At 47.8% G+C, this 20,170-nt stretch carries 17 protein-coding genes; 7 read left to right on the top strand and 10 right to left on the bottom strand.

The window, feature by feature from the left end; translation table 11 throughout:
• Positions 1-38: 38 nt before the first annotated feature.
• Both NYP67_RS05325 and NYP67_RS05320 read left to right on the top strand, forming a co-directional pair.
• Entirely contained in the window at positions 39-2,483 is a 2,445-nt protein-coding gene (locus NYP67_RS05325; RefSeq protein WP_473411267.1) for an ATP-dependent DNA helicase RecG, read from the top strand.
• Between the two features lie 108 nt (positions 2,484-2,591).
• Positions 2,592-3,740, top strand: a complete 1,149-nt coding sequence (locus NYP67_RS05320) for a PfkB family carbohydrate kinase (RefSeq protein WP_020757721.1) — start codon at positions 2,592-2,594, stop codon at positions 3,738-3,740.
• Positions 3,741-3,826: 86 nt separating this feature from the next.
• Here the strand turns inward: NYP67_RS05320 and uriT are convergent, their stop codons facing one another.
• Both uriT and uriH read right to left on the bottom strand, forming a co-directional pair.
• A complete protein-coding gene (gene uriT / locus NYP67_RS05315; protein WP_004131836.1) occupies positions 3,827-5,248 on the bottom strand; it encodes a uridine transporter UriT in 1,422 nt (473 codons plus the stop codon).
• A 125-nt stretch (positions 5,249-5,373) separates the two neighbouring features.
• A complete protein-coding gene (gene uriH, locus NYP67_RS05310; RefSeq protein WP_004131838.1) occupies positions 5,374-6,321 on the bottom strand; it encodes a uridine-preferring nucleoside hydrolase UriH in 948 nt (315 codons plus the stop codon).
• Between the two features lie 242 nt (positions 6,322-6,563).
• Here uriH and rsmD point away from each other — a divergent pair, with 242 nt between their 5' ends.
• On the top strand, positions 6,564-7,145 hold the full coding sequence (gene rsmD, locus NYP67_RS05305) for a 16S rRNA (guanine(966)-N(2))-methyltransferase RsmD (protein WP_102704729.1): 582 nt from the start codon (positions 6,564-6,566) through the stop codon (positions 7,143-7,145).
• A 408-nt stretch (positions 7,146-7,553) separates the two neighbouring features.
• Here the strand turns inward: rsmD and trmD are convergent, their stop codons facing one another.
• The 7 genes from trmD to cysS form a co-directional block, all read right to left on the bottom strand.
• Positions 7,554-8,423 carry a tRNA (guanosine(37)-N1)-methyltransferase TrmD gene (trmD, locus tag NYP67_RS05300; RefSeq protein ID WP_060785663.1) on the bottom strand — a complete coding sequence of 290 codons (870 nt, stop codon included), beginning with the start codon at positions 8,421-8,423 and terminating at the stop codon, positions 7,554-7,556.
• A 31-nt stretch (positions 8,424-8,454) separates the two neighbouring features.
• Positions 8,455-9,051 carry a ribosome maturation factor RimM gene (rimM, locus tag NYP67_RS05295; protein ID WP_081090801.1) on the bottom strand — a complete coding sequence of 199 codons (597 nt, stop codon included), beginning with the start codon at positions 9,049-9,051 and terminating at the stop codon, positions 8,455-8,457.
• A complete protein-coding gene (locus NYP67_RS05290) occupies positions 9,048-9,281 on the bottom strand; it encodes an RNA-binding protein (protein WP_004131855.1) in 234 nt (77 codons plus the stop codon). Before NYP67_RS05290 ends, rimM begins: the two co-directional genes overlap by 4 nt.
• Before the next feature lie 2 nt (positions 9,282-9,283).
• Positions 9,284-9,745, bottom strand: a complete 462-nt coding sequence (gene rpsP, locus NYP67_RS05285; protein WP_004113466.1) for a 30S ribosomal protein S16 — start codon at positions 9,743-9,745, stop codon at positions 9,284-9,286.
• Between the two features lie 521 nt (positions 9,746-10,266).
• Positions 10,267-11,328, bottom strand: coding sequence for an endonuclease/exonuclease/phosphatase family protein (locus NYP67_RS05280; protein WP_060785664.1), 1,062 nt, complete (start codon positions 11,326-11,328; stop codon positions 10,267-10,269).
• Between the two features lie 22 nt (positions 11,329-11,350).
• Positions 11,351-13,054: a signal recognition particle protein gene (ffh, locus tag NYP67_RS05275; RefSeq protein WP_060785665.1), complete on the bottom strand. Its 1,704-nt coding sequence runs from the start codon at positions 13,052-13,054 to the stop codon at positions 11,351-11,353.
• Positions 13,055-13,159: 105 nt separating this feature from the next.
• Positions 13,160-14,848, bottom strand: coding sequence for a cysteine--tRNA ligase (cysS, locus tag NYP67_RS05270; protein WP_060785666.1), 1,689 nt, complete (start codon positions 14,846-14,848; stop codon positions 13,160-13,162).
• A gap of 366 nt (positions 14,849-15,214) precedes the next feature.
• On the opposite strand from cysS, the gene NYP67_RS05265 reads away from it, so the two are divergent.
• Positions 15,215-16,624 (top strand): nicotinate phosphoribosyltransferase, encoded by a 1,410-nt coding sequence (locus tag NYP67_RS05265; RefSeq protein WP_060785667.1) that lies wholly within the window; start codon positions 15,215-15,217, stop codon positions 16,622-16,624.
• Positions 16,625-16,673: 49 nt separating this feature from the next.
• On the opposite strand, the gene NYP67_RS05260 is transcribed toward NYP67_RS05265, so the two are convergent.
• Positions 16,674-17,021: a DUF3039 domain-containing protein gene (locus tag NYP67_RS05260; RefSeq protein ID WP_472781557.1), complete on the bottom strand. Its 348-nt coding sequence runs from the start codon at positions 17,019-17,021 to the stop codon at positions 16,674-16,676.
• Between the two features lie 562 nt (positions 17,022-17,583).
• On the opposite strand from NYP67_RS05260, the gene coaD reads away from it, so the two are divergent.
• From coaD to NYP67_RS05245, 3 genes are all read left to right on the top strand, one after another.
• Entirely contained in the window at positions 17,584-18,138 is a 555-nt protein-coding gene (gene coaD / locus NYP67_RS05255; protein ID WP_020973209.1) for a pantetheine-phosphate adenylyltransferase, read from the top strand.
• A 156-nt stretch (positions 18,139-18,294) separates the two neighbouring features.
• Positions 18,295-19,326, top strand: coding sequence for a hypothetical protein (locus NYP67_RS05250; protein ID WP_472781556.1), 1,032 nt, complete (start codon positions 18,295-18,297; stop codon positions 19,324-19,326).
• A gap of 1 nt (position 19,327) precedes the next feature.
• Positions 19,328-19,969 (top strand): YceD family protein, encoded by a 642-nt coding sequence (locus NYP67_RS05245; protein WP_472781555.1) that lies wholly within the window; start codon positions 19,328-19,330, stop codon positions 19,967-19,969.
• Positions 19,970-20,170 lie beyond the last annotated feature (201 nt).

Genomic DNA, 20,170 nt, shown 5'->3' with positions numbered 1-20,170 from the left:
TTTCGCTTAAATCGTAGCGCAACGATTATAATCGAAGTATGGCAGCACGCATAACACTAAACACAGCAATATCGTCAATCGTAAGCAACAAGCGCCGCGTGTCTGCCTTAAAATCGCTAGGTGTAGTCACAGTAAAAGACGCGCTAACGTACTACCCGTTTAGAGTCACAAATCCGCTAAAACGCGCGCATTTAAGCCAAATTTTGCCAGGTCAAGAAGTGGCATTTTGCGCGATTATACAGTCCATAAACATAGTACAAATGAATGCGCGAAGAGGGTACCGCCTAGACGTAAACGTTTCGCAAGATGCCTCGCGCGCTCAAATCGTCTATTTTTCAAAAAGCAAGCAATACGCTCAATGGGTTAGCAGCCGCATGAGCGTTGGTCAAACCGTTGTTGTGGGCGGCACGAGCGGCGCGTTTAATGGCGTTTTGCAATTTACGCATCCGCAAGTTATAAGCGTTTTAGCGGCGCGTAGCGATGATGAAAAGTCGAGCAATGATGAGAAATCTAGCAACGATGAGAGATCCAGCGCGTCTGTCGATTTTGTTGCACAAAGTGTTGAAGAAGCGTTTGAAAAGTTATGCGCTCCTCGTCCGATTTACCACGCAAATTCGCGAATTTCTAACGACCATATTCACGAGACGATTTTAGGATTATTGCAACTTTTTAAGAGTTGCGATAGTGGCGATTTTGCGCCTGAATCCTTGCCTGAATCTTTGTCTGAATCCCTTCCTGAATCCCTGCCAGACATTCTTCCGCAATCCGTAATCGTAAGTAAAAATCTTATGCACCGTGCGGATGCGTTTGAATCAATCCACAATCCGCAAAACAAAGAGGACTTTGCGCGCGCAATCAACACAATGCGTTTTGAAGAAGCGTTTATATCTCAAATCGCTGTTTTGCAATCGCGCGAGAATTCGCGTCTAGGCTCTGCTTATAAATGCAACAATGGCGATTTAAGGCAGCAGTTTGAAGAAAGTTTGCCATTTGCGTTGACGGAAGGCCAAAAAAACGTTATTAGCGAGATTACGGAAGATATGCAAGGCGCGCAGGGCGAATCGCAAGCAACCGACGAATCGCCAGCAGCCGCAGAGTCCCCATTAAAACCAATGCGTCGCCTTTTGCAAGGAGAAGTCGGCTCTGGTAAAACGGTTGTTGCAATGAGCGCAATGCTTCAAGCTGTTGGTTCGGGCCATCAAGCGGTTCTTGTTGCGCCAACTCAAGTGCTGGCTCATCAACACGCCGAAAACTTGCGCAAAATGATTGCGCGCGCACACATAAACGTTGAAATTACGCTTGTAACAGGCGGAATGAAGCTGGCGGATCGAAGAAGCGCCCTGGCAAAAGTGGCAAGCGGCGAGCCTGCGATTATAGTGGCCACTCATGCCGCATTTTCCGCCAGTTTTAAGCCCACAAACCTTGCGCTGGCTATAATCGACGAGCAACACAGATTTGGCGTTGAGCAGCGCGACTCGCTTATACGCAAAATGAGCAATAATGCGGATGTTCATCTTCTTGTTATGACAGCTACGCCGATTCCACGATCTGCTGCGATGACTTGGTTTGGCGATTTAGACGCGTCTTACTTAACGGAGCTTCCAGGCGGCCGCAAGCCGATTCGCACGTTTGTTATAAACGAGTTGGATTTTGCAAAAATGGCAGCTATGTTTAGCCACATTCGCTCCAGGATTGACGCAGGGGAGCGCGCGTACGTTGTTTGTGCGCGAATAGATGATGACGATAATGGCGATGTTGATAATGGCGATAGTGGCGATTCGCATTATGGTGCGGCTGCTGGCGATTTTGGCGCATACGGATCTAATCCACTAAACGATTCGCAAGTTAACACGCAAGCGCAAACCGATATTCAAGTTCACACAGTATCGCAAATTTCAACTCGTCTTAAAAACCTCTCTCAATTTAGTGGCGTCAAATTTGCTGAGCTTACAGGCCGCACAAGTGACGACGAAAAGCGCAAAATTATGAGCGACTTTGAAAGCGGAAAAGTGCAAATCTTGGTTTCTACAACTGTAATCGAAGTTGGTGTAGACGTTGCAAAAGCAAGTTGCATAGTGATTTTTAACGCAGAGCGATTCGGGCTTGCGCAGCTTCATCAACTTAGGGGACGAGTGGGGCGCTCTGGTACGCAATCATGGGCTTTTCTGGTATCTGCAGCTCAAGACAACGAGTTGGCGGCAGCGCGTTTGCAAGTTGTAGAAGAATCGCTAGATGGCTTTGTAATCGCGCAAAAAGACTTGGAGCTTAGAAACGTTGGAGATGTTTTAGGAGACAGTCAGTCTGGCGGAAAATCAAGCTTAAAGCTGCTACGAGTTGTTAAAGACGCGCATATTATTGCAGACGCAAGGCAGTGCGCAACTTCGATTCTTGCAAGCGACCCGACTTTGCAAAATCACACTCAACTCGCTGGAGCTGTTTTAGACTTTACTCGCGGAAGCAGCACGGCAATTTTGAGCAATTAGAAGAAAATCGAGAAGAAAATCGCACAATTTTTTACAATTTACGTGCGAAAAAGACAATTTTTGAATATTCTAGAGATATAAGGTAAAAACGCGAGAGACGAGGCAAAGATGACTGAACGCGAACAACAAATATTGTCGTGGATTCAGCAGAATCCTATGATTAGTCAGCAAGAGCTTGCAGACTTAGCGGGCATTACAAGATCTGGTGTAGCTGCACACATTTCTAATCTGATTCGCAAAGGATACCTTAGAGGCAAAGGCTACATTGTTACGCCGCCAAGCTACGTGACTGTAATTGGCGGAATAAGCATGGACGTTTTGGGAATCGCGTGCGGAGATCTTATGGACTACACGTCGAACGCTGCAAAAGTGCGCTACGCGCTTGGCGGAGTTGGGCGAAATATCGCAGTTGCTTTAGAGAGGATGAACACGCGCGCAAGTCTGGTCTCTGTGTACGGAGGCGACCATAATGGCGAGTTGTTCAAAATCGACGCATCTGTAAACGGACTAGATATAGGCTACTCAAAGCAGCTGCCAGACGCAATGACAGCGTCTTACATGTACGTTGGAGACGCTTCGGGGCAAAGGCTTTTGGCACTAGACGATATGAGCATCTACGATTACATGACGCCAGACTTTTTGCGTGAAAGAATATCAATCATAGAAAACGCAGACATTGTTGCGCTCGACACAAACATTTCGCAAAAGTCATTTGAATGGGTGTGCGATAACTACCATAAGCCGATTATGGTGCGCGCAATAACGGATGCAAAAGCTACGAGAATACTTTCGCGCTTAAATTGCATTGATACTCTTGTTTTAGACACTGCAGAATCGCAAGCGCTTACTGGAATTTGCGCTGTAGACGAAAGGTCAGCTGTGCAATGCGCAAAGGCGCTGCTTAAGCGCGGAGTTAAGCGCGTGTTTGTTAATTCTGGGCGAGAAGGCGTTGCGTATGGAATACTTGGGGAAGGCATTGCGTTTTATCCTGTGCCTTTGCGGCGCGTTCAAAGAATGATTGTTTCTAGAGGAAATGGATCCGAAGGTGCTAAGGCTGTTGGCAATGACAACGGTTCTAGCGATACTGCGACTGCAGCTTTGATTTACGCGCGATACAACCACTTTGATAATTCCAAGACGGGGCGATTTGCGGTTGCTGCTGCTGCTCTTAATATGGAGTCTGTTGAAGCGGTGCACGAGGCGATGACGCCAGAGCTTGTTGAGGAGCGTATGCAAAGCATTCATGAGCGCGCTTGAATACTGCCTGGCAAATATAAAAAAGACCGCAGCTAAAAACTGCGGTCTTAGTTTATTCTGCTATTTTCTTGTGATTGATTAGTAAATCACTCGCAATCTTCTGGCTTAGGGATTAAGAACGAGCATGCAAACGCGAGCGCAAGTAGCACGATTCCAGCAATCATCGAAGCAACGTAGCCAGTGGTGGCTCCAGCGTTCTGCGCAAAATTGGTCATAACAGCGTAAAGAATCGCAAAGCTCAATCCTGCACCAAGGTTAAACGCTCCAGCATTCATACCAGGCAAATATCCAGGATTATCCTTAGGCGAAAGCACAATTCCAAGGCCATTAAGCATAATGTTTGCAACACCTGCGTAGCTAATTCCAAGCCACAAGGAAAGCACTACGAGTCCCCAAACAGAAGGCATCTCGGAAACATACATTCCAAATACAACGCCAAGAACGCTTACGAGGATTCCAGCGCGCAAAACGAGTCGGTAGCCAAACTTTGCAGCAAGCATGCCAGCAACAGGGCCAAACACAAAGCCAATGATTGCGTATGGCGTAAGAGTTGCAAAGCTCACAACACTTGCGCTCATTGCAGCACCAGACTTAGCATCTTGTGCAAGCTGTGGAACAACGCCATTCATGATTGCAAAAACGCCCGTCATTGTAAGAAGCGTGCAAGAAAGCAAGCCCCAAGTGCGGCGTTGGCTCATATATTTTGTAGAAACAAGCGGAGCGGAGTTTTTGCCCTCTACGTTCCAGAAGATTACAAAGAAAACGATTGCAAGAACTACAAGAACTGCAACAAGCGTCAAGTTGGCGCCAGCAAGCTTGCCGATTTCGTTAATCGCAAGATATGCAGCCAAGAACGCGATGCCAAGCGTTACAACGCCAACCCAATCCATCTTAGGAGTGTCTTGAGCGTGCGATTCTTCAGTCTGGAATATAACCAAAAGAACTGCAATTACGCCGATTACAGCCATAGTCCAAAATACGGATCTAAAGCCAAAGTTGCCTGCGAGCCAGCCGCCTGCAAGTGCGTCCACGCCTGCAATTCCGCCGTTTACAGACGTTAAAATTGCCATCAACTTTGCGTAGCGCTTTTCTTCGCTAACGCGCACGCGCAGCATAATCAAGCACATTGGCACAACAGGACCGCTTGCGCCTTGAAGGATTCGGCCAATCATAAGAACCGTAACATTTGGTGCAATGGCGCTAATAACGCATCCTAAAATGGTTGAAACCAGAATGCCTGTAAGTACTTTTTTGCGACCAACAATGTCTGCCAAGCGAGGTAGGAATAGCGAAAACAGCGCTGCCGCCGTAAAGAACACGGTTTGTGTTAGCGCGATTTGCGTATCCGTTGTTTTAAGCTCGTGCGTCATAGTGGCGAGTGCTGGGGAGAGCATGGATGCGTTTAGCTGGAACGCAAAAATGGCCACTAGAAGTGCGGTCATAAGTGCTACGATTGAGCGCCCGCCCTTGTCTAACATGTGTGGAGCTGGAGATGAAACCTCAGTCATAATAACTCCTATATATTTGTTTGGTTATTAGGGATCTTCTCTTGTTAGGGATTTTCTCTATTATCTTTTATTTATTTGTTTGATGTCTATTGTTTGACTTATTTGGTTTATTTGACTTATTTGGTTTATTTGATTCCATCGATTCGCTTTAGAGCGTCGATAATCAAATCCCAGAACTTGTTAAAGTCAAGCTTAGTGGCCACTTGCGTATGGCATTCGCTGGCTGATGGCTCTGGTCCGCGCAAATCTGCAACCGTCATTCCAAGTGTTAAATCGCCTTTAATTTCAACGTCTAGAGGGCATCTGCGAGTTTGTACAACACTGTGGTCAATCAAGTACGCAACCGTGCAAGGATCGTGCACAGGTGGGTCAATAAAATCTTGATTGTTTTGGTATGTTTTGCGGAAGAAGTCCATCAAACCGCTTGCAAACGCAGAAAGAGGTGTGCCGATTGCGTCGATTTTAGCTTGTACTTGCGGCGTGCAAAGTGCTTGGTGCGTTAAATCAAGACCAACCATTGTAATAGGCCAATCTTCATTAAACACAACGTGAGCGGCTTCAGGATCTACCTTAATGTTAAATTCTGCGACCGCGCTCCAATTGCCAACGTGGTAGCCGCCGCCCATAAGCACAACTTCCTTAACGCGGCTAACGATTCGCGGCTCCATTCGCGCAGCCATTGCAATGTTTGTAAGTGGGCCAGTTGGAACAAGTGTAATCGTGCCTGGCTCGCTGTTCATAATCGTGTTGATAATCCAGTTTACTGCGTGGCCTTCGTCTAATGGGCGAGTTGGCTTTGGAAGCGTTACTCCGTCTAGGCCAGTTTCGCCATGAATGGATGCAGCCACTTCTAGCGGGCGAATCATTGGACGATCGCATCCTGCGTGAACTGGAATGTTTGTTGCGTGAGCCATTTCTAGCGTTGCTCGCGCGTTGTATGTTACTTTTTCGAGGCTTTGATTACCGCCGACTGTTGTTACGCCAATCAAATCAATGTTTGGGTTGCCAAGCGCTAGAAGAATTGCCATCGCGTCGTCGTGGCCAGGGTCGCAATCTAAAATGATTGAAGTCATTGCTGCTCCTTAGTTGTTTAGTTATATGTCAGTTGTATTTGGGATTTAGATATTTTATGCTTAGGCTTTTTAGCAAACTTCATTGTTTAGCGTAGTTTTGGATAAATCGCCAGAAACCAGTGCTAAGCAACATTTGTTGATGTTAATAAACAAATGACCAATACAATTTTAACAAGGATAAAATTTGACACAAGTAAAAAAGATACATAAGTCAAAATAAATTAAAATGATATGCTTAAAATATGCACGTAATTGCAGGAAGATTTAAGGGCACGCCATTATGCGCCGCAAAGTCATGCACAAGACCAACAACAGACCGCACAAAAGAGGCGATTTTTTCTAGACTCGACTCGTGGGGAGTGTGCGGGGGAGCGCGCGTACTCGACTTATTCGCTGGAACCGCGGCTCTAGGTATTGAGGCGATTTCTAGAGGCGCAAACGAGCTTGTGTGCGTGGAGGCGAACGCGGCTGCAGCAGCGTTAATTGCAAAAACAATTAAAGTGCTAGAAAACCAAAGCGCGTGGAGCGAAGATTTAAGCGCGCGCGTAAATAAAAAGCGCGCGGAGCAGTTTGTGCAAGACTACAGTGGCGATGCTTTTGATTTGGTGTTTGTGGATCCGCCGTATGCGTTGGAGACGGCGCAAGTTGAGCTTTTGATTGAAAACATGGTTAAAAACGGCGTTGTAAGTGATGCGGCAGACACGTTGATTGTTTTGGAGCGTAGCGCACGCAGTGTTGCGCCTAAGATTTGTGCGGGGTGGGAGATTTTCGACACGCGAAACTATGGCGAAACTGCCGTTATGTTTATTCAAACCTCGCATTGATGGCTTTGTTTGCGTTTAGAGCGTGACCAAGTGAGGTAGAGATTCAAGATTTTTCTTGTAGTGCGTTTGTATTAAAAAACACCAAAATCAAGTACAATCGCACTACAGTTTTGTTTGTTTGTGTAGTGCGATTGTATGACGACACGCCGTAAACTCGGTACAATCGCACTACATGGCAGGTCCTGTCGTTCGCGCGTTACAGCGCGCTCACGTCTTCGCCTCCGTAGAAGCACACCGTGCTTCTACGCTAAGCGGCTCAGCGCGCCAAATTGCCTTCTCGCGCTACGCTCTAAGCTCGAAGGCAGGTTGGCGCGCCTGCGAGGATAGAAATACTCAAACCTCGCGCAACGTTAAGTGGGAAATTGCACAACAACAACCAATAGGGAGCCGTTCTATCGATAGCTAGATTTATAGGCGTTTTGGCGAATCGCCAGAAACCTCCCACCCAAGGCTAATCAGCGTTTTTCTATCTTGCTTACTAAGCGACTTGCAATCAAGTTTTTCAATCAAATCTGGTCTAATTTGACTTGTGCGCTCCAACGCATCATCTCTACGGAATCGATCCACTTTAGCGTGGTCGCCAGAAGTTAGAATCGCAGGCACACTAAGGCCGCGCCAAGTTGTTGGTCGCGTGTACTGGTGATGCTCAAGAATCGCGTCCGCGCCCGTGTACGACTCTTCCACAATCGACTCAGGGTTACCCATAAAGCCTGGAATCAAGCGCGTAATGGCCTCTACCATAACGCTAACAGCAACTTCGCCGCCGTTAAGAACGTAGTCGCCAATAGAGTACTCGCGCACATCTAAGCCGCGCGATTTGTAGTATTCTGGGATTCGCGCGTCGTAGCCTTCGTAGCGGCCGCATCCAAACACAAGTCGCTTTGCGTTTGCTAATTGCGTTGCGTCTTTTTGCGAAAACAGTGGTGCAGAAGGATTTGGGAAGATTAGAATTGTACCGTTATCAACGCTATTGTTTGCGATGCAGTTATTGTCGTCGCAGACATTGCAGACATCGCAGCCGTCGCCGCTGTTATCTGCGATATTATTGCCACTAAAAAGCAGCTCATCAAGGCACTCCGACCACACTTCGGGCTTCATCACCATTCCAGCGCCGCCCCCAACTGGCGTATCGTCAACAGATTGATGAACGTCGTGTGTCCATCTTCTAAGATTGTACGCGTTAATTTTAAGCAAGCCATTATCTTGCGCTTTACCGAGCAAACTCAGATCAAGCATGCGAAAATATTCAGGGAATACGGAGATTATGTCGATTTGCATTTTTATAAGCCTTAAGCTTAAATCCTGCGCATTAAAGCCCAGGGATTAAGCCGCCTGGAGGGTCTAAAGTTAAATATTCGTTTTTAAGATTTACTTCTGGAACAAGCGCTTGAACAAAAGGAACTAGCGCAATTTTATCATCGCCAACTGGCTCCAAAAGGCGGATTTTAAGCAGCGACTGCGCGCCGTCCACAACGTCTACGACTTTGCCGATTTCGCGAGGAGCAACACCAAGTGAATTATTCTTACAAATGCGCGCGCTAAGGCCTACTAAATCCTTAATATACCAGGCGTTTTCTTGCTCTAACTCTTCCGCGCTTTGAGCCTTAGTGTAAAGCTCCAAGCCGTTTAATGCCTCTGCATCATTACGATTTAGACTCTGTTCAAAAAGCAGAATCCAGCGGTTTTTGAAAGTGCGAGAAGCTTCAATTGTAAACTCGCGCTTGCCGTCTTGAGTGTAAAGCACATTGCCTGGTTCAAAGCGATTATAAGGCTCGTCTGTAAAGATTTGAACCGTAACTTCGCCTTTTAATCCTTGCGCTTTTCCAATACGACAAACCCTCAGTAGGGTGTTTGAACCTTGCTGAGGGTTGTCAAAAAGTTGGTTTTTAGCCACGTTCAATCTCACTTACGTACGTCCATAATGTCTACGCGCACATTGCGACGGCTTAGAGCCTGAACAACAATACGAATAGCATTAGCGGTACGACCGTTTCTTCCAATAACGCGACCGATGTCTTCTGGATTTACGCGCACGCGCAAAAGTTCGCCGCGAGCGTTTGAATGAGAACGCACGGATACGTCATCTGGAAAATCCACAATGTTCTTAATGAGATGTTCCACAGCTTGAGCCAGCATAATTACTCAGCCTTTTCCTCGGCTTCAGCATCTGCTGCTGGAGCTTCTTCGGCTTCGTTCTTAGCGGCTTCTGCAGCAGCCTGAGCCTTTGCAGCGGCTTCGGACTTAGCAGCCTTAAGCTTCTGAGCTTCGGCTTCTACAGCTTCAACGCGAGCCTGAGCGTCTGGGCCAGCTTCGCTAGTCTTCAAAGTGCCTTCTGCACCTTCAAGACCCTTGAACTTCTGCCAATCGCCAGTAATCTTTAGCAGCTTCAACACTGGTTCGGTTGGCTGTGCGCCAACGCCAAGCCAGTACTGTGCGCGATCAGACTTAATCTGAATCAAAGATGGCTGCTTGTTTGGATCGTAGATGCCGATCTCTTCGATGGACTTGCCGTTACGCTTGTTGCGCGAATCAGAAATCACAACGCGATAGAAGGCGTAGAACTTCTTGCCCAATCTCTTAAGACGAATCTTGGTTGCCAAAATGGCTCTCCTTATAACTAGAGTCGTAGAATTTCGCTCGGGTGTGGGGCACTCCTTGCGAGTTCCACTGTTCCTCGCGTGGTCGATAAGAGGGCTTCGATTCACGCGAATAACTTTTCTATTATGACTGATTGCGTGGACTAAGCATTTTGCCAAGAATGTTGGTCAAACTGGCGTGTTGAGCTACAAATTCGGGCTAAGACGTGGGCGTCTTTTCCTTGCTTGCTATTTGCGCGACTTCATATTTGGTGTGTAGGAGGGCTGGGTGTTTCTGCGTTCGCGCGGATTAGCCGCGCTCACGTCTTCGCCGCGCAGAAGCAGTGCTTCTGCTTTGAGCGGCTCAGCGAATCGAGGTGACTTCTCGCGCATTATGCAGCTCGAAGTCGTCGATTCGCCGCGAAAAATCTCGAATCTCTACCTTACTTAGTGGGGTATTGTATGCAAAGAGCATTGTTATTCGGGCGAATAAGCGGGGAGCTAGAGGGGAGCTAGAGGGGAGCTAGAGGGGAGCTAGAGGGGAGCTAGAGGGGGATTGAAACGCAAACGATTAGCGCAAAGTGGTCGCTGCCGTCCACGCGAATTGTGCTTTGCTCTGTGGCTTTAGCGCTGCAGCCTGTTGATTTTACTAGCACATGGTCAAGCGCAAGATTTGGCCATTTTTGCCACGTTGGCCAAGTCTTTAGTCGCTTGCCGATTTGCATTGATGCGTCTAAAAAGCCTGATTTTAGTAGCGTTCTAAAGCTTGGGTGGTCTGGGGTGGAGTTTAAGTCTCCTCCTATTATTGTGACTTTTTTGTATCCGCTTTTATTATGATTTTCGCCGATTTTTGCAAGCGCCATTATTCCGCTGCACCAAGCCGCGCATCCGCGCATAGGCGATTTTGGATGCGCTGAGGCGAATGTTATTAGAAGATTTTCCGCGCGCGAATCGCCAGAAACCGCCGTAACAATTGGCACGTTTGCTGCATCAATCTTAATCGACTTACCAAAAGATTTAACATTGCTTAGTCGCGTATAAATCGCGTTAAATCCGCCATTTTCGTGGTTGTTTGTATTTCCCAATTGAACATGCGCAAAATCGCGTTTAATCCCAAGTTTTTCAAGGTTTTTTACAAGTTTTTTGCTTACTTCTTGCAAAAGAATCGTATCGATTTTATGCGTTTTTGCTAGCTTTATTATTTGACTTGCGTTTGCGCGGCCATATCTGCAATTAAGCGTCATAACGCGGATTTCTAGTGATTTTTCCTGCGATCTTGTCTGCGATTTTTCCTGCGTTTGTTCCCGCAATCGTCTTGAAAAATAGGGCGAATACGATTTCAAAGAGATTACGAACAACACAATATATGCAACGCACAAAAATACGTAAGATTTATAAAATCCATTTTGCGAGCGCGTTGCAATTGCACTTACAATGCTGGCGATTAGCCCAAACCCTGCGCAAAACGGCGCAATCGGAAGCAGCGCAATAACATAGGGCAGTGGTTTTAGCCCGTCTGCTCCAGCTGGCAGCCACCTAAGCAACTGCCAAGCTAAAAGCAAAACAAGCGCAACAAGTAAAATCGCAAGTAAAATCGAGTAAATCATCTACTGATTATCTGTTATTAGCTTATCTGCCGAAAAGTCCTGCGAGTCCGCCGCCCAAATTAGGCGGCAAATCAGGCATTCCGCCAGCAAAATCACCTTCGCCACTCATAAGATTTTGAAGATTTTCTGGCAAATTATTAGGCAAATCCTGCTTCTTCTTCATAAAGGCAGACTCGCCAGCGTCATCGCCATTATTTGAATTATTTGCAGAAGAATTTCCAGACAAGCGGTCTCTAAGCGCGCGCTCCTCGGCCTCGCGGCGCATAGGATTGCCAGACTTTCCGCCCTTCTTCTTGCTCTTTTTGTCTTTACGCTTAGACTTTCCAGCGCCGCCGCCAAACCCAGGCATTCCGCCCATTCCTGGCATTCCTGCGCCGCCGCCATTGCTCATGCGCTTCATCATCTTAGCTGCCTGCTCAAAGCGTTGCAAAAGCGCGTTCACTGCGGAAACCGAAACGCCTGCGCCAGCTGCAATACGCGCGCGCCTAGAACCATCAATAATCTTTGTGTCTTTGCGCTCTTTAGGCGTCATCGAGCGAATAATCGCCTCTGTGCGGTCTATCTCGCGGTCGTCAAACTGCTCAAGCTCTTGCCTGTGCGCTGCCATTCCAGGCATCATGCCAAGAATCTTCTTCATAGAACCAAGCTTTTTAACCTGTTGAAGCTGATCCAAAAAGTCGTCTAGTCCAAAAGTTCCTTCAGATATTTTTGCAGCCGCTTTTCTAGACTCTTCCTCGTCAAACTGCTTTTGCGCATTCTCAATAAGCGTTAGAATATCGCCCATGTCGAGGATTCTGGAGGCCATTCTATCTGGGTGGAAAATCTCAAAATCCTTCAAACCTTCGCCAGTAGAAGCAAACAAAATCGGCTTGCCTGTAACGCTTGCAACAGATAGTGCAGCGCCGCCTCGCGCATCGCCATCTAACTTAGAAAGCACAACGCCTGTAAAGTCAACACCCTCGTTAAAAGCTTGAGCTGTGCGAACAGCGTCTTGACCAATCATGGCGTCTATAACAAACAGAATTTCTTGCGGATTAACAGCATCGCGAATTTCTCGCGCTTGATGCATAAGAGCATCGTCCACGCCAAGGCGACCAGCGGTATCAATAATAACCGTGTCGTACATTTTTGCGCGCGCGTAGTCAATGGAATCTCGCGCAACTTTAACAGGATCCCCAGTGGCTAAACCAGCCGAAACAACTTCGCTGCCGCCATCACTTTGCACACCTCGCTCTGGCGCAAAAATCGCCACGCCTGCGCGCTCGGCAACAACCTCAAGCTGCGTAACGGCGTTAGGGCGTTGCAAATCCGCCGCAACAAGCAAAGGTGTATGCCCAGAATCTTTAAGCCAGTAGCCCAATTTTCCTGCAAGCGTTGTTTTACCAGCGCCTTGCAAGCCAGCAAGCATGATTACGGTTGGGGGGTATTTTGCAAAATTCAGCGGACGCTCAACGCCTGCGCCCAAAACGTTTGTAAGCTCGTCGTTTACAATTCGCACAACCTGTTGAGCAGGATTTAGCGCGCTAGAAACCTCTTCGCCTAGTGCGCGCTCGCGGATTTTAGCGGTAAAAGATCGCACAACGTCTAGAGCCACGTCTGCGTCTAAAAGCGCGCGGCGGATTTCGCGAATCGTGCCGTCGATGTCGGAATCGGATAATTTGCCTTTTCTGCGCAAGTGCTTGAATGCGCCAGAAAGTCTTTCTGTTAACGAACTAAATGCTGCCATAATTGCTCTATTCTATCTGCTGTTGTTAACGTTGCGTGATTACTGCTATTTTGGTTGCGTTTATTAACGTTGCGTTTATTAACGTTGCGTTTTCTGTACTTACGCTTACTTCAAATGCCACGAAGATCCTTGAACCGCATCTTCAATCACAATTCCCGCGTTATTTAGCGCGTAGCGAATCGCATCCGCTGTCGCAAAATTCCTCATCTCTCTGGCATTCGCTCTAGCTTGAAGCAGCGAGTTGATTAAAGCGTTCAAAGCAGTGCGCTTCTTGCTGATACTGCCGCTGCCGCTGCTACTGACGCCCTTGCTGCCATTTGCGCCTTCTGCAGAAGATTTCGCATTAGAAGCCCAAGGTTCTGCATAAATGTCTAATCCGAGTGTGTCTAGCATGGCGCGCACTTGCAAAACCTCGTTATATAGCAGTTCTTGAATGATTTCGATTTGTGATTGCGCCTCATTTTGCGATATTTTATGCGCTTTCGCAGCGTTTTGCATTTGTGTATAGTAGTCAAGAAATGCATTTCCTTGTCGAATTGCTGTAAATATTGCTGCGTTTGCGCCGGAAACGTTAATATCGTCGTTCATTGCGCGCGTAAAGTCTTCCGGAAGCTTGTCCGCGTTTACGCTTACTACCGCTTCTCGTGTCGGCTGCGCTTTAATTACGCGTCCGGCTCGCTCAAGGAAGTTGCTTATGCGATTGTAAGCAGCTTTTGCTTCTACCAAAGCTTGATCCGACCACTCCAACATTGCGCGATACTGCACAGCTCCCAGCGCGTAACGCACAACCCAAGCCGAATTATTCGCCAAAACTGTTGGCACGGAAAGCCCATTTCCCAACGATTTGCTCATCTTCTCGCCTTTGGCTGTAACCCACGCGGAATGCATCCACACGTTTGCGCTTTCCCAGCCGGCGGCACGCGTTTGTGCCATCTCGTTTTCGTGATGCGGGAATCGCAAATCCAATCCGCCGCCGTGAATGTCAAAATCGTCGCCAAGATAACGGTGGCTCATAGCAGAGCACTCAATATGCCAACCTGGGCGCCCCTCGCCAAAAGGTGTTTTCCAGCGCGCGTCCGGCTGATCGAAATCGCAAGGAGCTTTCCAAAGCGCAAAATCCCTAGGATCGTGCTTGTCTGGGGAAGCGTCGGCCGGGTCGGTCGGGTTGTAAATATCGTTGCCGGCTGAGTCTACGCTTGGGCCTTTTGTATCCGCAATTGAGGACGCTTCGTCGCAACTGTTTACATCACGATTTTGATTTTGGTGCGTAAGCTCGCCGTAATGCTCCCAACTTGGCACGTCAAAATAAACGTTGCCAGTAGGATTTCCCGAATCGTCTTTAATAACGTAAGCGTGACCGCGCTCAATCAAACGCTCAATCAGCTCAACCATATCCGTAATATGACCGGTAGCTCGCGGCTCAACCGTCGGCGGCAAAACGCCTAAAGTGTTATAAGCTTCACTAAATTCGCGCTCGTAAAAGTAGGCGCGCTCCCACCAAGTTTGGCCGGCTTCACTAGCTTTTTTCATGATTTTGTCGTCAATATCTGTGACATTGCGCACAAAAGTAACGTTGTAGCCTAAACGTAGCAGCCAGCGGCGGATTACGTCGAAGGCGATTGCTGCGCGAATATGACCTATGTGCGGCGAGCTTTGCACAGTTGCTCCACACACGTACATTCCAACGTGGCCAGGAGTAACGGTTGTAAACTCGCTAGTGCTGTGAGTTGCCGTGTTGTATAAGCGCAATCGCGCGGCTGCTGCTGTAAGAGTTCTGTTCGTATTTTCAAGCATAATCTCAATTATAATAGCTCACGCTCACGTCTTCGCCGCACGTAAAGTCCAGTGGACTTTACGTTTAAGCGGCTCAGGCAGGTCGTCGCGCTTGCTTTTGTTTCCAAAATCGGCCGAAATGTAAACAAATGCGGGCAAAAAGAAACAAACGCAGGAAATCGCTCGCGCGCTACGCTTTGAGCACGCCGTAACTCGCGAGCGATTTGCAGAGAATGTTGCTCAAATCGGCGTGTTGAGCAACAAAATGCGTAGATAGGCATAGGACTATGATTGCAAGCAGATAGAAATCGCAAGCGCTGCTACGGAAAAATGGCCACTAACCGCCCGCCGAATGCACGCCACTAAAATCGCAAGAAAGGATTGAAAATGATTGATTCTTTTGATTTCGCAAAGTCTGAAGTAAAGTCTGACGTAAAATCCTACGCAAACTCTTCCGTACTCATGACCGATATGTACGAGTACACAATGCTAGACGCAGCGCTAAAAGACGGCACAGCAGACCGCAAATGCGTTTTTGAGATTTTTACGAGGCATCTTCCGCAAGGTCGCCGCTACGGAGTGGTAGCAGGCACAGGCAGAATTTTAGAGGAGCTAGCGCGATTCCACTTTAGTGACGAGGACTTGCGATTTTTGCAAGACCGAAAAATCGTAAGCAAAGACACCATTAAATGGCTAGAAAACTACCATTTTAGCGGCAAAATCCGCGGTTATAGGGAAGGCGAAATGTTTTTCCCAGATTCTCCGATTTTGCAAGTTGAAGGAACTTTTGGCGAGTGCACATTGCTAGAAACACTGCTGCTTTCCGTGCTTAACTACGATTGCGCAGTGGCAAGCGCCGCCGCACGCATGGTTTCCGCATCTGCTGGAAGGCCGTGCATGGACATGGGCGGCAGGCGCACAAACGAGTGGTCGGCGGTGGCTGCCTCGCGAGCGGCGGTAATCGGCGGTTTTAAGGGAACTGCAAACCTGCTTGCGGCAAAGCTTTACGGGCTTAAGGCGATTGGAACGGCTGCGCATTGCTTTACTCTTGTGCATGATTCGGAGCGCGCAGCCTTTGAGTCGCAGATTGCCGCGCTTGGCAAAGGCACAACGTTGCTTGTAGACACGTACAACGTGGAGGAGGCTGTTAAAACCGCCGTGCAAGTTGCTGGCGCGGATCTTGGCGGCGTGCGCATTGATTCGGGAGATTTGTGTGTTATGGCTCGTCGCGTGCGCGCGCAGCTCGATGCGTTGGGCGCTAAAAACACTAAAATCACGGTTACTAACGATTTGGATGAGTATGCGCTTGCGTCTTTGCAAAACGCGCCAGTCGATTCCTACGGCATTGGCACAATGCTTGTTACGGGTTCGGGCGCGCCTACTTGCGCAATGGTTTATAAGCTTACAGAGCGCGAGGGCGCGGATGGCGTTATGCAACCTGTTGCTAAGAAGTCTAAGAATAAGGCGACTGTTCCAGGGCGTAAACTTGCGTATCGTTCCTACGATTTTAGTGGCGGCGCGAATGGTGGTGCTGCTGGCAATGGCGTGGCTGACTGCGAACACGTAATTTCTGGTTCGGAGAGCGCACTCGCGACTTTTAAGCCGCAAGATTCTTGGGAAGATTTGCTAGTTGACTACGTGCAAAATGGCGAATTTAATACGGAGTTTATGGGGCATGACGCGATTATGCGAGCACAAGATTATTGTGCCAAAGCGCTTAGCAGACTTCCGATTTCTGCTCAAAGTCTTATGCGTGGCGACCCTGCGATTCCTACAGAAATCAGCGTTTTAGGCTAGTTTGAGTTAGCTTAGACTAGTTTCTAAATCAGCTTTAATTTGAGTTGCTCTAAAAGCCCAGATTGTTCATCTCTTCGTAGATTTTTTTGCACTCTGGGCAAACAGGGTAATCGTTTGCTTCACGTTTTGGAATCCACACTTTTCCGCACAGCGCCACAACAGGGCGGCCAGTCAAGCGCGATTCGATTACGCGATCTTTGGAAACGTAGTGTGCAAAGCGGTCTGCGTCGCCGCCATCGTCCATTTTTGCGGATTCGTCTACTTCTGGCTTTTCGAGCACGCTTGTGCTTGTGCTAGACCCAGAATCTGGGAGGCTTTGCGAATCGTCTTCCATAACAGCGTTCAAATCAGCAGCGTTTAAGCTATCGCCATATTTTGAATCATTTGAAAACGTCATTGCATCCCTTTCGTACAAATCCTTTTCACATAAATCATGTTTGCATAAATCGTGTTGCATAAATCGTGTTTTGTTGCTTGCGATTTATGTTTATACAAGCATAATTCATAATCGCAACAAATATTGCGCGAGCGGCATTCTCTGTTTGCTGTTGCGCGAGGTTTGAGTATTTCTCTCCTCGCAAGTGACGCGCACTTTTGCGTATAGCTTATGAACGTTAATATTCTAAGGTTTTAGGTTTTAGTACTGCGCTATTTATTGCTCGTAGAGAAATACATCAAACCTTCTGAATATCTAGAACAATTGCGTGGCTTTTATCGCCGAGATTCTCGATTTTTCTTGCTCTCTCGGCGAGTCACCATCTAGCGACGCTGAGGCTCGCTTCGATAGCTGCGAAAAATCTCGAATCTCTACTTCGCTTGGCATCACCGCGCGCGAACGATTCGACGCACTTTGTACCATATTTGACCTGAATCACGTACAAAATGCGGGAATGGGTCATGTTGTTCGCGCGGTCAAAGCGCGTGCCAGATTCGTGCCAGACACGTGGTAACCTAAATATATGACTATAGCTGTTTGCCCAGGCTCCTACGATCCCGTTACAGCCGGACACTTAGACGTGATACAACGTTGTACGCATCTTTTTAACGAAGTGCATGTTTTAGTGGCGGTTAATGCGGCCAAAACGCCCATGTTTTCCGAGTCGGAGCGCGTGGATATTATTCGCAAAGCGTTGGAAGACTTAAAAGACGATTCGCCAATCGGCAAGTTTGCGCCACCTTTGCGCGGTGCTGCTAAATCGCCAGCGTGTAAAATAGTTGTTTCTTCTACAGATGGTCTTATTACAGATTATTGCAAAAAAGTCGGAGCAACCGTAATCGTTAAGGGATTGCGCCAAAATGGCGACTACGAGGCGGAGCTTGGAATGGCGCTGGTTAATCGCAAGCTGGCTGGCATTGAAACCATGTTTTTGCCAGCGGATCCTATTTTGGAGCATGTTTCTAGCTCTGTTGTAAAAGATGTGGCTCGTCATGGTGGCGATGTTTCGGGAATGGTGCCAAATAATGTGATTCCACTTTTGCAAAGCGTTTTTTCTAAAACAAATGCAATATCGTAATCATAAAATTAGCGAAATATTATAATGGCAAGTTAAATATCACCGAAATAAGTACAATATTACTAAAATAAATACGTATTAAATAAATACGTACTAAAATACGTACAATAAGATTGTTAAGAGATAAGAGAGCAGCTACTTAGCGAAGGAGCGAAAATGAGCGAAAACGAAGACGACACAATGGAAAGCCAAGTATCGGCAAATCGCAGCCAAAAGTTGCCATTAAATCCAGTGATTGCAAACAACGACGATTCGCCTAGTGCTGCTTTTGAAGCTTACGATGCTGTGCCTGCGGCAAGTAAGGCTAATGATGATGCTAGTGACGCTGCTAGCGACTCAGCGGCTGCTGGCGACTCTGTGGTTGCTGGCGATGAGGCTGCCAATTCTGCGGTTGCTGGCGATGAGGCTGCCAATTCTGCGGTTGCTGGCGATGAGGCTGCCAATTCTGCGGTTGCTGGCGATAATGCGCAAAACTTGTTCCCAATGCCAGATTTGCGCGAGCGAGAAGACGGCGGCGCAATAGCGTTTGACGACGAAGAAGAAAACGTGTTTAAGGCAGCGGATCCGCAAACCGTTAGTGAGGAAGTGCGCACAAAGTCGCGTGAAGAGTTCACTACTGTGTACGACATAATCGACACGATGGAAACGGCGTTAAATAGCGCAAAGGGAGTGCTTTTTGCTGCTGGAATGGCAAAGGTGGATCGCGAAGAGTTTGGCGATTATTTGTCTAGGCTAAAAGACATGCTGCCTGTTCAGCTGGAGCGCGCTAGTGCGTTAATGCGAGAGGCAGAGAGGCGTTTGCGAACGGCTCAAGCTCAAGCAAATTCTGTTGTAAGTTCGGCTCAAAGTCAGGCTGCGCAAATGGTTGAGGAAGCTCAGGAGCGAGCCAGATTCTTGGCAGGTCAAGAAAATGTTGTTGCGATTGCAAAGAATCAAGCGCGCGAGATTGTAAACAATGCGCAAGCAAAGGCCGAAAAGCTTACTCGCGGTGCGGATCAGTACAGCGCCACGGTTATGGAAGGCTTAAAGCAGCAATTAGATAAGCTTGAGCAAGACGTTCAAGCAGGTCAGCGCGTTTTGGAAGAGCGTAGACGCGCAGCTGCACATGTGCAAAATCAGGCTGCGAGTAAGATAGATGAAGAATTTAACAGCGAAAGCAGTGAAAGAAGCGACGACGAAAGGAATTAAAATGACATCGCATCCCTCCCAGTCTTTGTGGGCGGTACCAGTTGCGCAAATGGCAGCGCGTGCAGGAAGTAGCATGCAATTGCATCGCGCGTTCCCAGCGCCAGAGGGCATTGGAGACAGCGTTATTGGCGTGCAGCCAGGGAGCGATGTTACAGTAGACGGCAATTTTGATTCCGTTGTGGACGGGCTTATGTTCCAGGGCACGATTACGGCGCGAGTACATGCAGAGTGCTCGCGATGCTTGATGCCGTTGCATAGGGATTGGCCTGTTGATGTGTGCGCGTTTTTTGCGCGCGTGGAAAGCGGCAAAGGCGGCAAGAGCGCAAATGGCGGCGCGCGTTCTAATAACTCTAATGATGATTTAGAAGATGCTGATATTTGGGACGAAGGCGACGATTCTGGAAATGTGTATCCGCTGGTTGGTGGCGGCGATTTTGCCGACATTGAGGCGCTGATTCGAGACACAATGGTTAGCGAGTTGCCACTTAAGCCTTTGTGCGAGCCAGATTGCAAGGGTCTCTGCACTCAGTGCGGAGAGAATCTGAATGAGCATCCAGAGCATCATCACGACGTTACGGATATTCGTTTTGCAGCGCTTGAAGGTCTTAAGGAAAAGCTTGAAAAATCGCAAAATCGCGACTGATTTGCGCTCCGACCTGCATGAATGCTTTGATCGCGTGCGCGACGACCTGCCTTTCCGCTTTTTGTACCAAATTTGGCGTAAATTACGTACAAACTCCGGAAAAACCCTCCGCTTTTTGTACCAAAATCGACATAAATTACGTACAAAACCCGTCAAACAACTCCGCATTTTGTACCATATTTGACCATAATTACGTACAAA

Source organism: Gardnerella sp. c23Ub_4 (assembly GCF_055804115.1).
The sequence above is the reverse complement of the archived record's forward strand: the minus strand, read 5'-3'. Positions and strand labels throughout refer to the sequence as shown.

Coding starts and splice junctions, on each gene's coding strand:
- uriT (WP_004131836.1), bottom strand. CDS start 5,248: ATGACTGAGGTTTCATCTCCAGCTCCACACATGTTAGACAAGGGCGGG.
- coaD (WP_020973209.1), top strand. CDS start 17,584: ATGACTATAGCTGTTTGCCCAGGCTCCTACGATCCCGTTACAGCCGGA.
- NYP67_RS05290 (WP_004131855.1), bottom strand. CDS start 9,281: ATGCTGGCTCAAGCTGTGGAACATCTCATTAAGAACATTGTGGATTTT.
- rsmD (WP_102704729.1), top strand. CDS start 6,564: ATGCACGTAATTGCAGGAAGATTTAAGGGCACGCCATTATGCGCCGCA.
- cysS (WP_060785666.1), bottom strand. CDS start 14,848: ATGCTTGAAAATACGAACAGAACTCTTACAGCAGCAGCCGCGCGATTG.
- NYP67_RS05245 (WP_472781555.1), top strand. CDS start 19,328: ATGACATCGCATCCCTCCCAGTCTTTGTGGGCGGTACCAGTTGCGCAA.
- NYP67_RS05325 (WP_473411267.1), top strand. CDS start 39: ATGGCAGCACGCATAACACTAAACACAGCAATATCGTCAATCGTAAGC.
- NYP67_RS05280 (WP_060785664.1), bottom strand. CDS start 11,328: ATGATTTACTCGATTTTACTTGCGATTTTACTTGTTGCGCTTGTTTTG.
- NYP67_RS05250 (WP_472781556.1), top strand. CDS start 18,295: ATGAGCGAAAACGAAGACGACACAATGGAAAGCCAAGTATCGGCAAAT.
- NYP67_RS05320 (WP_020757721.1), top strand. CDS start 2,592: ATGACTGAACGCGAACAACAAATATTGTCGTGGATTCAGCAGAATCCT.
- trmD (WP_060785663.1), bottom strand. CDS start 8,423: ATGCAAATCGACATAATCTCCGTATTCCCTGAATATTTTCGCATGCTT.
- uriH (WP_004131838.1), bottom strand. CDS start 6,321: ATGACTTCAATCATTTTAGATTGCGACCCTGGCCACGACGACGCGATG.
- NYP67_RS05265 (WP_060785667.1), top strand. CDS start 15,215: ATGATTGATTCTTTTGATTTCGCAAAGTCTGAAGTAAAGTCTGACGTA.
- ffh (WP_060785665.1), bottom strand. CDS start 13,054: ATGGCAGCATTTAGTTCGTTAACAGAAAGACTTTCTGGCGCATTCAAG.
- NYP67_RS05260 (WP_472781557.1), bottom strand. CDS start 17,021: ATGACGTTTTCAAATGATTCAAAATATGGCGATAGCTTAAACGCTGCT.